Source organism: Pseudobacillus sp. 179-B 2D1 NHS (assembly GCF_045370945.1).
In the GTDB taxonomy this organism is placed as follows: Bacteria; Bacillota; Bacilli; order Bacillales; family Domibacillaceae; genus Pseudobacillus.
In genome coordinates, this window is the sequence record NZ_JBIQDP010000006.1 from 100,133 (window position 1) to 114,034 (window position 13,902).

At 42.9% G+C, this 13,902-nt stretch carries 15 protein-coding genes; all 15 read right to left on the reverse strand.

Features of this window, described 5'->3' with window-relative positions:
* Positions 1-13: 13 nt before the first annotated feature.
* Positions 14-778: a ribonuclease HII gene (locus tag ACH0BF_RS08195; protein ID WP_340854705.1), complete on the reverse strand. Its 765-nt coding sequence runs from the start codon at positions 776-778 to the stop codon at positions 14-16.
* Positions 779-1,013: 235 nt separating this feature from the next.
* The gene (gene ylqF / locus ACH0BF_RS08200) at positions 1,014-1,871 is read right to left on the reverse strand and encodes a ribosome biogenesis GTPase YlqF (protein ID WP_120037200.1); all 858 of its coding nucleotides are present in this window, start codon (positions 1,869-1,871) and stop codon (positions 1,014-1,016) included.
* 33 nt (positions 1,872-1,904) lie between these two features.
* On the reverse strand, positions 1,905-2,441 hold the full coding sequence (lepB, locus tag ACH0BF_RS08205; RefSeq protein ID WP_340854707.1) for a signal peptidase I: 537 nt from the start codon (positions 2,439-2,441) through the stop codon (positions 1,905-1,907).
* A gap of 124 nt (positions 2,442-2,565) precedes the next feature.
* The gene (rplS, locus tag ACH0BF_RS08210) at positions 2,566-2,910 is read right to left on the reverse strand and encodes a 50S ribosomal protein L19 (RefSeq protein ID WP_340854708.1); all 345 of its coding nucleotides are present in this window, start codon (positions 2,908-2,910) and stop codon (positions 2,566-2,568) included.
* Positions 2,911-3,036: 126 nt separating this feature from the next.
* Positions 3,037-3,780: a tRNA (guanosine(37)-N1)-methyltransferase TrmD gene (gene trmD / locus ACH0BF_RS08215; RefSeq protein WP_340856443.1), complete on the reverse strand. Its 744-nt coding sequence runs from the start codon at positions 3,778-3,780 to the stop codon at positions 3,037-3,039.
* Positions 3,780-4,298, reverse strand: a complete 519-nt coding sequence (gene rimM, locus ACH0BF_RS08220; RefSeq protein ID WP_340854709.1) for a ribosome maturation factor RimM — start codon at positions 4,296-4,298, stop codon at positions 3,780-3,782. The genes trmD and rimM overlap by 1 nt, the downstream gene beginning before the upstream one ends.
* A gap of 13 nt (positions 4,299-4,311) precedes the next feature.
* Positions 4,312-4,692, reverse strand: coding sequence for a YlqD family protein (locus ACH0BF_RS08225; protein ID WP_340854710.1), 381 nt, complete (start codon positions 4,690-4,692; stop codon positions 4,312-4,314).
* Between the two features lie 264 nt (positions 4,693-4,956).
* Positions 4,957-5,190, reverse strand: a complete 234-nt coding sequence (locus ACH0BF_RS08230) for a KH domain-containing protein (protein ID WP_406909261.1) — start codon at positions 5,188-5,190, stop codon at positions 4,957-4,959.
* A 5-nt stretch (positions 5,191-5,195) separates the two neighbouring features.
* Entirely contained in the window at positions 5,196-5,468 is a 273-nt protein-coding gene (rpsP, locus tag ACH0BF_RS08235) for a 30S ribosomal protein S16 (RefSeq protein WP_120037188.1), read from the reverse strand.
* Positions 5,469-5,701: 233 nt separating this feature from the next.
* Positions 5,702-7,051 carry a signal recognition particle protein gene (ffh, locus tag ACH0BF_RS08240; protein WP_120037187.1) on the reverse strand — a complete coding sequence of 450 codons (1,350 nt, stop codon included), beginning with the start codon at positions 7,049-7,051 and terminating at the stop codon, positions 5,702-5,704.
* Between the two features lie 11 nt (positions 7,052-7,062).
* Positions 7,063-7,377, reverse strand: a complete 315-nt coding sequence (locus ACH0BF_RS08245) for a putative DNA-binding protein (RefSeq protein ID WP_120037185.1) — start codon at positions 7,375-7,377, stop codon at positions 7,063-7,065.
* Between the two features lie 350 nt (positions 7,378-7,727).
* Positions 7,728-8,738: a signal recognition particle-docking protein FtsY gene (ftsY, locus tag ACH0BF_RS08250; protein WP_120037183.1), complete on the reverse strand. Its 1,011-nt coding sequence runs from the start codon at positions 8,736-8,738 to the stop codon at positions 7,728-7,730.
* A 101-nt stretch (positions 8,739-8,839) separates the two neighbouring features.
* Complete coding sequence (smc, locus tag ACH0BF_RS08255; RefSeq protein WP_340854716.1) at positions 8,840-12,403, reverse strand: chromosome segregation protein SMC; 3,564 nt, start codon at positions 12,401-12,403, stop codon at positions 8,840-8,842.
* 18 nt (positions 12,404-12,421) lie between these two features.
* Positions 12,422-13,162: a ribonuclease III gene (rnc, locus tag ACH0BF_RS08260; RefSeq protein WP_120037179.1), complete on the reverse strand. Its 741-nt coding sequence runs from the start codon at positions 13,160-13,162 to the stop codon at positions 12,422-12,424.
* Positions 13,163-13,279: 117 nt separating this feature from the next.
* Complete coding sequence (gene acpP / locus ACH0BF_RS08265; RefSeq protein ID WP_120037177.1) at positions 13,280-13,513, reverse strand: acyl carrier protein; 234 nt, start codon at positions 13,511-13,513, stop codon at positions 13,280-13,282.
* Positions 13,514-13,902: the final 389 nt, after the last annotated feature.

A 13,902-nucleotide genomic window follows, 5' to 3' on the forward strand; every position in this document is an offset into this window, starting at 1 on the left:
ACTTTTTCTGCTGTTATTCTATTTCCTTTACTGGAGAAAAACTCCTTCGGTGAATCTCGCAGGGACCGCTTGAACTCAAACCTTCCAAATGCTCTGCTGTTCCATATCCCATATTTCTTTCAAAACCGTATTGTGGATAAACGAGAGCATAGTCACACATTAACCTGTCTCTGGTCACTTTTGCTACGATCGACGCTGCTGCAATCGATACACTTGTTGCATCCCCCTTAATAATAGATGTCTGAGGAATGGGAAGGCTTAGTGTCATTGCATCGATCAACAGATGCTCTGGGACCCGTGAAAGGCCTGCTACCGCTACTTTCATCGCTTTTTTTGTGGCTTCGTATATATTTATTTCATCAATTTCAGAAGCCTCAACAATCCCGATACCTACGTCTGCTTTTTCTATAAGTTCTTCATAGAAATAGTCTCTTTTCATTCTGCTGATTTTTTTAGAATCATTAATTCCTACTAGCTCAAGATCTTCTGGTAGCACAACTGCTGCTGCGACAACCGGCCCTGCGAGTGGTCCTCGTCCCACTTCATCGATTCCCGCAATATATGTTACTCCTTTCTCTATGAGTTGCTTTTCAAAAGTGAGCATTCTCTCATAGTTTAATCGTTCTTGCTCCCGTTGATTTTGTCGGCGGTACCATTGGGCAATTGCCTGCTGGACTCCTTTTCGAGAATCTTTCAGCCACTCCTGAAATTGCGGATGATTTTCTGTTTGAATATTTTTTAGTTCCTTTTTAATCTCACTTACTGACTGGACCATCATTAACTCCTTTTGTTTACTTTCTTGTTAACAGACATTTTTTGAATTTTGCACATGTTGTTTTTAGTAAAATATATGCGGAAACCTCATGCCACTGGCAGCCTTATTTATTTTAATCATGCTTTATTCATTTTTAAAAGGCTTAGTCAAAACTCCATCTCATTTCCCGCCTTCTTTTCTTTTATATCGACTTTGTTTAAACAAAATAAAGACCCTAAGAAAGGGCCTTTGCTTTTTGTTATTTCATTTGTGCTTCCGGAAAGTCAAACGTTAGCTTTCCAAGCTTTTCTCCACGGATATCACGGATAATAACTTCCGTTGTTTTATCATAATCGATTTCGTTGCGTGCTGCGTAACAGCCGCGCAGCGTGCCGATATTATTGAAAAGGTCCACTACGTCCTCCGGAATGTCCTCGAGCTGATAGCGCTCTTTAAGACGGTCTGGATAATGATCTTCCAAAAAGCGGAGAGCAAAAATTGCCACATCCTGCAAATTAAGGATGGTGTCTTTAATCGCTCCGGTCAAAGCCAGCTTAAAGCCGGTTTCTTCATCCTCAAATTTTGGCCAAAGAATGCCAGGGGTATCCAGAAGCTCCATTTCTTTCCCTGCCTTGATCCACTGCTGGGCTTTTGTGACACCAGGCATGTTACCAGTCTTAGCAATGTTCTTTTTAGCCAGCCGGTTGATTAATGTAGACTTCCCTACGTTCGGGATACCGACGATCATAGCCCGGATAGCCCTAGGCTTTATCCCTCTGGATTTCATTCGGTCGAATTTTTCCTTTAGGATCTCCTTGGCCGCTTTATTAATAGCCGCCAAGCCGTTCCCTGCATGAGAGTTAATCGCTAATGCGGGAATCCCCTCCTGTTTAAAGTAAGCAAGCCAGCGATTAGTAACCGCTGGATCCGCCATGTCGGCTTTGTTTAAAAGCACTAATCTCGGCTTTTGCTGGATGATTTCATCAATCATCGGGTTACGTGAAGAAATTGGCAGGCGAGCATCAACCAATTCAAAGATGATGTCCACTAATTTCAGTTTCTCTGTTACTTCCCTTCTCGCTTTAGCCATATGGCCGGGAAACCATTGAATTGTCATGGCTTCACCTCCGTTCTATTAAAATGATCCTGTTTAGTCTACTATGCGCATTTTGTTTAATGGCCAGAAAACAAGGCTCGTATCGCCTACCACTTCATCAATTTTAATTGTCCCGATGTGGCGGCTGTCCTTGCTGTATAACCGATTGTCTCCGAGCACGAAGATTTCACCCTTAGGGACTGTTTCTTTTCCCGTGATATCTTTTAGAGTAAAGTCAGGCGTAAGCGGACCAGGTTCCTGCGCCTTATACTTGTCCAGGTAAGGCTCTTTATAATATTTTCCGTTAATATATAATTTATCATTCTTATACTCAACCGTATCACCCGGAAGTCCGATCACACGTTTAATATAATCTTTGTGCTCCGGTGCATGAAACACTACAATATCGAAACGTTGAGGTTCCCCCATTTTATTGACGATCATCCAGTCGCCGTCATTCAGCGTCGGCATCATTGACTCTCCGTCTACAACGATAGGGGCAATGATAAAATATCGAATAATTGCTGCCAACCCGATTGCGATTAAAAAAGCTTTCGTCCACTCCCAGAATTCGTTTTTTTCCTTTGCCAAATTCGTCACCACCTAATTTATTATGTAATCATCATATCATCTTGGGCGTTATTGAGAAAAGAAAGGACTCTTTCATTTGAAAAAGGAGCTTGTTTCCAAGCTCCTCTCACAAAAATGCCTATTATTATCGAATTTCTTTAATACGAGCTGCTTTACCGCGAAGGTTACGCAAGTAGTACAATTTAGCACGACGAACTTTACCACGGCGAGTTACTTCGATTTTTTCGATCTTCGGTGTATGAAGCGGGAACGTACGTTCAACGCCTACGCCATAAGAGATTTTGCGAACAGTAAATGTTTCGCTTACTCCGCCACCGCGACGTTTGATTACAACCCCTTCAAAAACCTGGATACGTTCACGTGTGCCCTCAACGACCTTTACGTGTACGCGTACTGTATCTCCAGGACGGAAAGCCGGAAGATCTGTGCGAAGTTGTTCCTTAGTAAGTTCTTCAATCAATTTGTGCATATTATTCCTCTCCTTCTAACCGATGCTCAATACAACTTTTATTGAGTCGCAGCGGAACACCGTTATAATGGGCTTGGACTGTTGTCACAAACCACGAAAAAATTTTATCACATTTAAAATAACAAATCAAGAATCTCTTTCTTTTTCCCACTCTGTTAACCATATTTTCTGCTGTTCTGATAAAGGATAATTCGCTAGTAAGTCCCGGCGCCTTTCCCATGTCCGTCTTAAGGACTCTTTCTCTCTCCATTCCTCTATTAATCGGTGGTTCCCTGAAAGAAGAACGTCTGGCACTTTCAAGCCCCGAAATTCAGCTGGCCTCGTATAGTGAGGATGTTCAAGAAGCCCGGAGGAAAATGAATCGAGTATAGGAGATTCCTCATTGCCAAGCACATCCGGCAAGAGACGGACCACACTATCTGTAATAACCATAGCTGCTAGCTCACCGCCTGTTAAGACAAAGTCACCAATCGAGATTTCGTCTGTTACAAGCTGCTCACGAATCCGCTCATCATAGCCTTCATAATGGCCACAAATAAAAATAAGATGCTGCTCTGCAGCCAATTCTTCGGCCTTTTGCTGTGAGTAGCGCTCTCCTTGGGGACACATTAAAATCACCCGTGGACGAGAAGAGGGAGAGGATGCCTTTGCCTGCTCGACCGCATCAAAAACCGGTTGCGGCTTCAACACCATTCCCGCTCCGCCACCATATGGATAATCATCAACCGTTTTATGCTTTCCCTCGGCGAATTCCCGGAAATTAATCACATTGTACTCAACTTTTCCTTTTTCAGACGCTTTCTTCAATATGGAAGAGCGGAGAACTCCTTCGAACATTTCAGGAAAAAGAGAAAGAATATCAATTTTCATCATGACAATAACCCTTCCATCGGTTCAATAAAGATGAGCTTCTCTTTCACATCTACCTTTTTTACAATTTGCTCAATATACGGAATGTAAAAATCTTTGCCATTTTTCCCCTTAACTACCCACACATCATTAGCTCCCGGCGTTAAAATTTCGGTTACTTTACCAACTTCCTCCTCATCGACTGTTTTAACTAGACAACCGATGATTTCGTGGAAGTAGTATTCTCCTTCGTTTAACTCACCCTGCTGCGACTCTTTTATTTTTAAAAGCCCGCCTTTGAACGGCTCTACGGCATTTAATCCATCCACATCTTCAAATGTGAGTAAATCAAATGATTTGTGTTTACGATGCGATGAGACGATTAAAGGTTTTCCTTCCGTTTCACCGGGCATGAACAAATAAAGTGTGTTTCCTACTTTATATCGCTCATCAGGGAAATCCGTTCTCGAAATCACTCTTACTTCGCCACGAATTCCATGTGTATTCACAATTTTTCCCACGTTAAACCATTTCTCCATTGTTGGCTCACCTCTAACGAATCTCGACGACAATGCCATCTTTAATGACAATTGTCTTTTCTGTTTCTTCCCATCGATCTCCAATTTTTACATCGACTAGTGTCTGCATTTCTTTTTCTTTCAACTCACTGCCAAGAGGAAGCAGCTCCAGCTGGCTTTGTTGAAAATTAATATTTTCAATTTTTTGCTGACGCTGCTTCATCTCCTTCTGAAAAAAGGCTGTCGATTGCTGGCCGACACCTTTTTGCTGTCGTTCAGTTTTTTTTAACTCAAAGCGTAATTGCTCATATTCTTTTTCAAGCTGGCTTTTTTTATCCTGATAAGATGAAAGCAACGATTGTTTCAGCGTCTCTGTTAATACTTGCTTAACAATTACTGTCCGCAAAACTTGCATGCCTCCGCCTTCCTTTCTATGCCAGATATGCTTCCGCTTCGACGCACATGATGTGCTAGTGAGGGCGCTGCGACACGATGTCACGCCTTTAGCCGTCATTCCCTCTTTGTCTAGCTCCAGCGGCTAGCACGTACGCTAATTTCGCTCTCTGTCGAGGTCAAAGAACGACTCCTTATCGAACCCTCCAACCACCTATCGGGCTGATCAGGCCGCTTCCGCTTTACTTATTAAAAATTTATATGAAAAAAGGGAGGTTATCCCTCCCTATTCGGCTATTTCTACATACACTTTTTTCTGATGAGCAACGTTTGCCGCTGCCATTACAATGGTTCGAACCGCCTTAGCAATGCGGCCGTGCTTCCCGATGACTTTCCCAATATCCTCCGGATGAAGAGAAAGGCGGTAAGTAACCTTGCTTTCTTCTGCTTTCTCTTTCACATAGACTTGATCGGGATGGTCGACAAGTGGTTTAACAATTGCTAAGATTAACTCTTTCATTTCTCTTATTTGCTGATTTTAGCGTTGTGGAATTTTTCCATAATGCCTTGCTTAGAGAAAAGATTACGTACTGTATCAGATGGTTTCGCACCATTTTGAAGCCATTTTAGTGCAAGCTCTTCATCGATTTTTACTTCCGCTGGTTGAGAAATTGGATTGTATGTTCCAACTGTTTCGATTTGGCGTCCGTCACGTGGAGAACGAGAATCTGCTACTACAATACGATAGAATGGAGCTCTTTTAGAACCCATGCGTTTTAAACGAATTTTTACTGCCATTTTTAAAGCACCTCCGAATAGTTTTACACAAGATAGAATAATAACAAATAATAAGGTTGTTTGTAAAGGTTTTTTTCTTTACATTTTATTTTGTTGCTATAAAAAAGCGAATTTTGCTTTTCTTTGTCTAGCTGCAGCAGCCAGCTCGTACGCCGGTTTCAGCCTCTCTGTCAGAGACTCCTCGCCGAGCCCTCCAACCTCTTATCGGGCTAATCGGGCCGCTTTCGCTTCCCTTACATAAATGGAAACTTAAACGGCATTCCTTTTTTCTTGCCCTTTTGCTGCATGCCAGACATTTGCTTCATCATCTTTTTCATCTCTTCAAATTGCTTAAGAAGACGATTGACCTCTTGAATAGAGGTTCCGCTTCCTTTGGCAATACGCTTTTTTCGGCCTGAGCTAATAATTTCTGGATGCTGCTTTTCCTCATTCGTCATCGACTGAATAATAGCTTCAACGTGAGAAATTTGCTTTTCATCCACCTGAACATTGCTTAAACCTTTAATTTTATTAGCTCCGGGAAGCATTTTGATAATCTCATCCAATGGACCCATGGAACGGACTTGGCCAAGCTGTTCGAGAAAGTCATCAAATGTAAAGGACATTGTCCGCATTTTCTGCTCAAGCTCTTTTGCTTTTTCTTCATCCACGTTCGTTTGCGCCTTTTCAATCAGCGTCAATACATCGCCCATGCCCAAAATCCGGGAAGCCATTCGCTCCGGATGAAAAGGTTCAAGAGCATCGAGTTTTTCACCCATACCAGCAAACTTAATCGGCTTTTCAGTTACCGCACGAATAGATAAAGCTGCCCCTCCGCGCGTATCACCATCAAGCTTCGTTAAAATAACGCCCGTCACACCAAGCTGTTCATTGAAGCTTTCTGCAACATTCACCGCGTCTTGACCAGTCATTGCATCTACTACAAGGAAGATTTCGTCAGGATTAGTCAATTCTTTGATATCTTTTAGCTCACCCATTAAGTCTTCATCTACGTGTAGACGGCCAGCCGTATCAATCAAGACATAATCATGATGATCTGCTTTTGCTTTTTCAATCGCCTGCTTGGCAATTTCCACCGGGCTCACCTGGTCTCCTAAAGAAAAAACGGGCATATTTAGTTGTTTGCCGAGTGTTTCCAACTGCTTAATAGCTGCCGGACGGTAAATATCCGCCGCTACAAGCAGCGGCTTGCGGTTATAACGCTTCCGCAACAAATTAGCCAGCTTGCCAGTAGTCGTTGTTTTACCGGCCCCTTGAAGACCAACCATCATGATTACTGTTGGTGGCCGCTTTGCTACCGCAATTTGGCTTTGTTCGCCGCCCATCAGGTTGGTTAGTTCTTCTTTAACCACTTTAATGACCTGCTGACCAGGCGTTAAGCTTTTCATTACTTCCTGGCCGACAGAGCGTTCGCTAACTTTTTTAACAAAGCTTTTGACGACTTTGAAGTTAACATCCGCTTCAAGAAGGGCAAGACGCACTTCTCTCATCATTTCCTTGACATCCGCCTCTGTCACTTTCCCTTTGCCGCGGATTTTTTGCATTGTGCTTTGCAGTCGGTCGGCTAATCCTTCAAATGCCATGTTGCCGCCTCCTAATCTAATTTCTCGAGCGATTCAATAATAGACTGTCCGTCAGCCGAAACAAGTGATTTTAACTGTTTCAGCAAGCGGCTGCGCTCTTGAAATTTTTTAAATAGCAGTAGTTTGCTCTCATACTCTTCGAGCATTGCTTCCGTGCGTTTAATATTATCGTAAACCGCCTGGCGGCTCACTTCATACTCTTCCGCGATTTCACCAAGAGAGAAATCATCTAGGTAATAAAGGGACATATAACTGCGCTGCTTATCTGTTAACAAAGAATGATAGAAATCATACAAGAAATTCATTCTTGTTGTCTTTTCAAGCATGGACAGCCCCCCTTGTTAAGTTAAAAACCTTTACATAAAAATAGTCTACTCATTTTAAATAGCAATGTCAAGAAAATATCTTTACGTCTAAGAAAAGCAAAAGTAGCCTGATTAGCCCGGTAGGAAGCTGGAGATCCTGACGAGGAGTTGTTGCTTAGACTCCTTCGACAGAGAGGTCGAAACTCTACCGTACGGACTGGCCAATAGAAAAGCGCAAGACGCTGCTTCTATTTAAGTATATGGCCAGTTAATACAGACAACCGGCCAAGAAAGTGACACATTCGGCAAGTCAGTAAAGTAAGTGCTATTCTCTAACAGTAAGATAAACTCCGCCCTGCCGGAAGATTAAATCATTCTTCCTCTTCTTCTGTGTCTTCCTCTTTTTCTTCGAAGGCAGTAGAAAACAAGCCGTACACGTATTTTTCCGCATCAAATTGCTGGAGATCATCCATCTTTTCACCTAAACCGACAAATTTAACCGGAATTTCGAGTTCTTTGCGGATAGCGAGCACGATGCCCCCTTTAGCTGTTCCATCAAGCTTTGTAAGAACGATTCCGCTTACGTCTGTTGCTTCTTTAAAGGTTTTTGCCTGAACCATGGCATTTTGTCCCGTGGTCGCATCCAAGACAATCAATACTTCATGAGGGGCTCCGGGAACTTCTCGTTCAATGACTCGCTTTACTTTTTCCAATTCCTTCATTAAATTCACTTTATTTTGCAGTCGTCCTGCTGTGTCACACAACAAAATATCCGCTTTCCGTGATTTAGCCGCCCGAACAGCATCATACATCACCGCAGCCGGATCAGAGCCTTCCCCCTGCTTAATTACTTCCACGCCTGTTCGTTCTCCCCAGACCTCAAGCTGCTCAATCGCTCCGGCACGGAAAGTGTCTCCAGCGGCTAGCAACACGTTTTTGCCTTCTGATTTAAACTTATGAGCCATCTTACCGATTGTTGTTGTTTTCCCTACTCCGTTGACGCCAACAAAGAGAATGACTGTAAGGTCGTTTTCCTGTATATTCAATGCATTTGGTGCTTCTTCACCGTTCTGGTAAATATCGACGAGTTTTTCTGTGATAATATCACGTACTTCTGCCGGATCTTTCGTATTGCGCCGTTTTACTTCATGTTTCAATTGATCAATTAATTCCATAACTGTATCAAATCCCACATCGGCACCGATCAGAATCTCTTCCAACTCTTCGAAGAAATCCTCATCAATTTTGCGATAACGCGCCACGAGGTCGTTTACTTTGCTGGAAAAGTTATCACGTGTTTTCGTCAGGCCCGTTTTAAATTTTTCTGTTGCCTGGTCTGTGGAAGTTGTCAATTTTTCTTTTAATTTCTTAAAAAAGCTCATCCGCTTTCCTCCTATATTTAATATCCTAAACTGATATTTGATAAGCCAAATAGGATGAAGGAACAGCCTCCACTCTATTCGGCTCATAAATAATACACGAATTAAACAGGGGTTTCTGCTTTTTTATCCATTGTCACAGAAACCAATCGAGATACCCCTGACTCCTGCATAGTGATGCCATACAAAGCATCCGCTTCTTCCATTGTTCCCTTTCTATGAGTAATAACGATAAACTGTGTATCTTGGCTAAATTGCTTTAAGTACCGACTAAATCGAAAAACATTCGCTTCATCTAGAGCTGCCTCTACTTCATCAAGTACACAGAAAGGAACAGGACGTACTTTTAGAATGGCAAATAGAAGGGCAATAGCCGTAAGTGCTCGTTCCCCTCCCGATAAAAGACTGAGGCTCTGCAGTTTTTTCCCAGGCGGCTGCGCAACGATATCGACCCCCGTGCTAAGCAAATGGTCCGGATCTGTTAATCTCAATTCAGCTCTCCCACCGCCAAATAACGACTGAAAAACCGGAAGGAATTGTGTGCTCACCGATTGGAAGGTTTCCTTAAATCGCTTCGTCATCTCTTCATCCATTTCCTGTATAACTTGAGATAGTGTATCTTTGGCCTCTTGTAAATCAGCTCGCTGCTCTTCAAGGAAGGTGTACCGTTCAGATACCCGCTCATATTCTTCGATAGCTCCTAGATTTACGCTGCCTAATTCCTTGATAGACAGCTTGATCAAATGAAGTTTTTTACGCACCTCTTCGATCGGAAAAGGCAGTGGGTACTTCTCTTTTGCCGCTTCATATGTCAGGGCATATTCTTTATTTAACTGTTCCAGGCGGTTATCAAGCTCCACATCCAGGCGATTGATTTTCACTTCTTCATCCTGGACAGCTTCGCTCATTGCTTTATGAAGCCTTCTCGCTTCTTTAAGCTCCCTTTCCTCGCCCTCCAGCCGGCCTAGCTTATCCATACGTTCATTTCTACGCATAGTAATAAGCTTGCTTATTTCTTCTTTATCCTGCCGCTTTTTCCGGGCAGCCTCGTCCAATTCTTCTTCTCCCTGCCCGCTTGCTGACATTTCTGTTTTTAGCCAGTTCATATCTTCATGCCACTGTTTATGTTTTTGTTCAGAAGCAGCCAACTCAGCAAGCACTTGTTCAAGGCGTTCTTTTCTTGATGTCAACTGCTCTTGCTTGACGGCAAGCTTGGAATTAAGCTCGCTTATTGTTTGCATGATTGTTTCCTTCAGCGTGCTTTCATGAGCCTTTTGTTCTGTTAACTTCTTGATTTTTACATCGAGCTCCTCAATTTCCTGCTGACTGATGGCTAATTGTTTTTCCGCATTTTCTAAAAGCGCTTGAAGCCTTTGATGCTCCGTTTCGAACTCTTGCTTTTCTGAATCATAGATAGATAAGCGACTGTTAATGGTTTGGTAGGCAAATTGCCATTCAAGCTGTTCGTTTTTCCGCTCCTGCTCGTTGGCTCTTATTAGTTCTGTCTGCTCTCTCATCTCTTTAAGGAGAGCTTCTTTGGAGAGTATACTCTCTTTTAATTTTTTCACTTCACGTTCAGCAGCTATCGTCTTTTCTTCCATTGAAGCAAGTCTCACTTTCAAGGACTCGAGCTCGTTTTTTCGGCTAATCAATGAGTTTCCTTTTTGCTTCAAAGCGCCTCCAGTCATGGAACCGCCGGGGTTCACAATATCTCCATCAAGCGTTACAATCCGGTAACGATAATTCATGAGCTTAGCCAGCTCATTGGCTCCTTCTAAATGAGCAGCAACTACTGTATGACCAAGGAGATTGGTTATAGCTGGGCTGTATGCTTCTGGAAAGCTGATAAGGTTGGACGCTATGCCGATGAAACGATCGTCATTTTCCAGCTGAGCAGAAAGGGTGGCTGGGAATATTTTTTCCTTTATCGAAGTTAACGGCAAAAAGGTAGCCCGCCCAAATCGATGCTTCTTTAAATAACCAATGGCTTCACGGGCAGCCCGCTCGTCAGCCGTAATAATATGCTGCATGCTGCTGCCAAGAGCCACTTCCATGGCCGTTTCATATTTTTTAGGCACATCAATAATTTCAGCAACCGCTCCTTCAATCCCTGAAAGTTGTCGGTCTCTCGCTTTTAATATTTCCTTCACGCCTTGAAAAAAGCCAGAATAGTCCTCTTCCAAGGATTCAAGCATCTCTTTGCGCGATTTGGCATCCTGAAGAATTTGATAAGCTTGATAAAGACTAGATTCCTGCTTTTCATATTTCGATTTCATTGTTTCAAGAAGCTGTTGCTCTCGATGCAAAGCGTCTACATGGATAGCTGCACGCTCCTGCTCAGAAGCAAGTGCTTCATCAATAGCAGATTTTCTAGCCTCTATCTCCTGTCTTTCGGCAAGATATTTTTTATTTTCAGCATCGAGCCGCTCTTTTCTGTGCACCAATTGTTCGATCTGCTGTTTTACGTGCTGGCGTTCATTTTTAGCAGAGGCCTGCACGTTTAGACTCTCAATATAATCGGCTTTTAACGACTCAATTTCCTCTTCTAAGTTTTTGGAAAGCTGCTTCATTTCTTCTTGCTTAACTGCTAGCAGCTGCTTTAATTCAACTTCTTCTTTTTTATCTGCTTCCGTCTTTCTCCTTAAATCCTCTGCCTGCACAGAAAGCTGTTGGATCTTTTCTTTGATTTCCGCTAAGTTGTCAGCCAGCTGTCCCTCATTTTGGATCGCATTCTTTTTTCGTTCCTGCAACACTTGTTTACGGCCTTCCAGCTTTTCCAGTTCCTCGCTGGCAGCTAAAAGCACCGCCTGTAAATCATTCACTGACTCATCAAGGGCTGTAATTTGCGTTCGCAGTTCTTCTGCTTTTGCCTCTTTCTGTTGAAGGTTCGAAAAAAGCGCAGTTTCTTCTTGTGCATGCTCAGCATGGCTTGCTTTTAACTGTTCCCATTGAGTATGCAGTTCGCCAATTTCATAAACAATCACCGCAATATCATAGCTGGTCATTTCTTCTTTCTTGTCAAGATAATCTCTCGCAATCGATGCCTGCATGCGCAAAGGCTCTATTTGCCCTTCTAATTCATGGAGAATGTCTTGAACACGCAGAAGATTTTCTTGTGTTTCATCCAGTTTTTTCTCCGCTTTCTTTTTCCGGTTTTTATACTTTAACACCCCAGCTGCCTCTTCAAAAATTGCCCGGCGCTCCTCTGGTTTGCTATTCAATATTTCTTCTACCTTGCCTTGGCCGATGATAGAAAAAGCCTCCTTACCAAGACCCGAATCCATAAATAAATCAACGATGTCTTTGAGACGGCACGGCCTTTTATTAATAAAGTATTCACTGTCCCCGGAACGATAGACCCTTCTTGTTACATTGACCTCACTGTATTCAATCGGGAGTGTTTGTGCTTCGTTGTTTAAAGTTAGGGTTACTTCGGCAAAATTCAGCGGCTTGCGGCTATCGCTGCCAGCAAAAATGACATCTTCCATTTTACCGCCGCGCAAACTCTTTGCTGACTGCTCTCCAAGTACCCAGCGTATCCCATCCGTAATGTTGCTCTTCCCCGAACCATTCGGACCGACTACAGCTGTTACCCCATCAACAAATTCGACAGAAACGCGTTCAGCAAATGATTTAAACCCGGCAATTTCCAGTTTCTTCAGGAACATGTTCCTTTCCCCTGCCTTCTACTCTGTATGTTGTTTCAAAGCTGTCAAAGCCATCTGAGCAGCCAGCTGCTCGGCTTCTTTTTTCGATTTTCCTTGTCCACTTCCAAGCACTTCTCCATTTAATGAAACTTGAGAAACAAACTCTTTACTATGAGCCGGGCCTTTTTCCTGCAATATTTTATATTCAAGTAATCCCTTTGTCTGACGCTGCACAAGCTCTTGCAATTGGCTCTTATAATCCATCATATGAGAAAAAGCACCGGAATCAATTCTAGGAAAGATCATTTTTTCCAAGAAAAGGAGGACAGCATCCATCCCTTGATCTAAAAACAAAGCGCCCATAAACGCTTCAAATACATCTGCCAAAAGAGCCGGCCTCATCCGGCCTCCAGTCATTTCTTCGCCTTTTCCAAGAAGAACATATTTCCCGAAATTCAACTCGTTAGCGAAGGTGACAAGTGATGGCTCACAGACTACGGCAGCCCGCAATTTCGTTAAATCTCCCTCTGACATGAGCGGGTATTTTTTAAATAGGTAGTGAGAAACGGTTAACTCCAACACCGCATCCCCTAAAAATTCAAGTCGTTCATTGTCCTCATATGGCTTTTTCCGATGCTCATTCACATAGGATGAATGGGTAAAGGCATGCTTTAGTAAATTTTCGTCATGAAAATGAATGCCTAAATTTTCTTGCAGCTGATTAAATTGCTGTTCTCTTTTAGTTAAAGGCCTCTTGAAGTCTCTATGTGGTTTCTTCATTGGATTTCCTCCGGTAATTAAACTAATTTGCACCCACACACAGTGTAGTCGAAATTGAAAAAAATCGCAAAAGAAGAAAGCTCCGTTTCAAGAACGGAGCTTGTATTCTTCGAACGATTAATTTTTGCTGTTTATGTAATTCACAGCGTCGCCCACTGTTGCGATTTTTTCTGCATCATCGTCAGAGATTTCCATGTCGAACTCATCTTCTAATTCCATTACTAGTTCAACTACGTCTAAAGAATCTGCTCCAAGATCTTCTTTAAAAGAAGCTTCAAGGTTTACTTGGGATTCTTCTACTCCAAGACGATCTACAATGATTTTTGTTACACGCTCTAATACCTCTGCCATACTCATTCACCTCCCCTCAAGTCATTATAGACGATTTTTGGTAAAGATAAAATAAATTTTCTGCTTCATACAGGGCACAAACTTGCGTAGACCTCCAACCCTTTCTCGAAGTCCAACGAGCGCTTACCGCTTTTCTTGTCCAGCTTCGCCTTCTTCCCCCTCGAGGTCATAAGCCGATCTGGCTATGCGGCTGAAAGACGCCACTTCGCCATTTCGGCTTATGCTTATCGGAGCAGTACAGTCGGCCCCGCTTTTCTTGTTATCTAGCTCCAGGCGCTTGCGCGTACGCAGATTTCGCTCTCTCTGTCAGAGTTTAAAAAAGCAACTCCTCGTCAAGAGCTCCAATCCGCTATCGCGCAGGACGAGCGCCTTCTGCTTTTCTTGTTATC

Coding starts and splice junctions, on each gene's coding strand:
- ACH0BF_RS08195 (WP_340854705.1), bottom strand. CDS start 778: ATGATGGTCCAGTCAGTAAGTGAGATTAAAAAGGAACTAAAAAATATT.
- ylqF (WP_120037200.1), bottom strand. CDS start 1,871: ATGACAATTCAATGGTTTCCCGGCCATATGGCTAAAGCGAGAAGGGAA.
- rplS (WP_340854708.1), bottom strand. CDS start 2,910: ATGCACAAATTGATTGAAGAACTTACTAAGGAACAACTTCGCACAGAT.
- trmD (WP_340856443.1), bottom strand. CDS start 3,780: ATGAAAATTGATATTCTTTCTCTTTTTCCTGAAATGTTCGAAGGAGTT.
- rimM (WP_340854709.1), bottom strand. CDS start 4,298: ATGGAGAAATGGTTTAACGTGGGAAAAATTGTGAATACACATGGAATT.
- ACH0BF_RS08225 (WP_340854710.1), bottom strand. CDS start 4,692: ATGCAAGTTTTGCGGACAGTAATTGTTAAGCAAGTATTAACAGAGACG.
- ACH0BF_RS08230 (WP_406909261.1), bottom strand. CDS start 5,190: ATGAAAGAGTTAATCTTAGCAATTGTTAAACCACTTGTCGACCATCCC.
- rpsP (WP_120037188.1), bottom strand. CDS start 5,468: ATGGCAGTAAAAATTCGTTTAAAACGCATGGGTTCTAAAAGAGCTCCA.
- ffh (WP_120037187.1), bottom strand. CDS start 7,051: ATGGCATTTGAAGGATTAGCCGACCGACTGCAAAGCACAATGCAAAAA.
- ACH0BF_RS08245 (WP_120037185.1), bottom strand. CDS start 7,377: ATGCTTGAAAAGACAACAAGAATGAATTTCTTGTATGATTTCTATCAT.
- ftsY (WP_120037183.1), bottom strand. CDS start 8,738: ATGAGCTTTTTTAAGAAATTAAAAGAAAAATTGACAACTTCCACAGAC.
- smc (WP_340854716.1), bottom strand. CDS start 12,403: ATGTTCCTGAAGAAACTGGAAATTGCCGGGTTTAAATCATTTGCTGAA.
- rnc (WP_120037179.1), bottom strand. CDS start 13,162: ATGAAGAAACCACATAGAGACTTCAAGAGGCCTTTAACTAAAAGAGAA.
- acpP (WP_120037177.1), bottom strand. CDS start 13,513: ATGGCAGAGGTATTAGAGCGTGTAACAAAAATCATTGTAGATCGTCTT.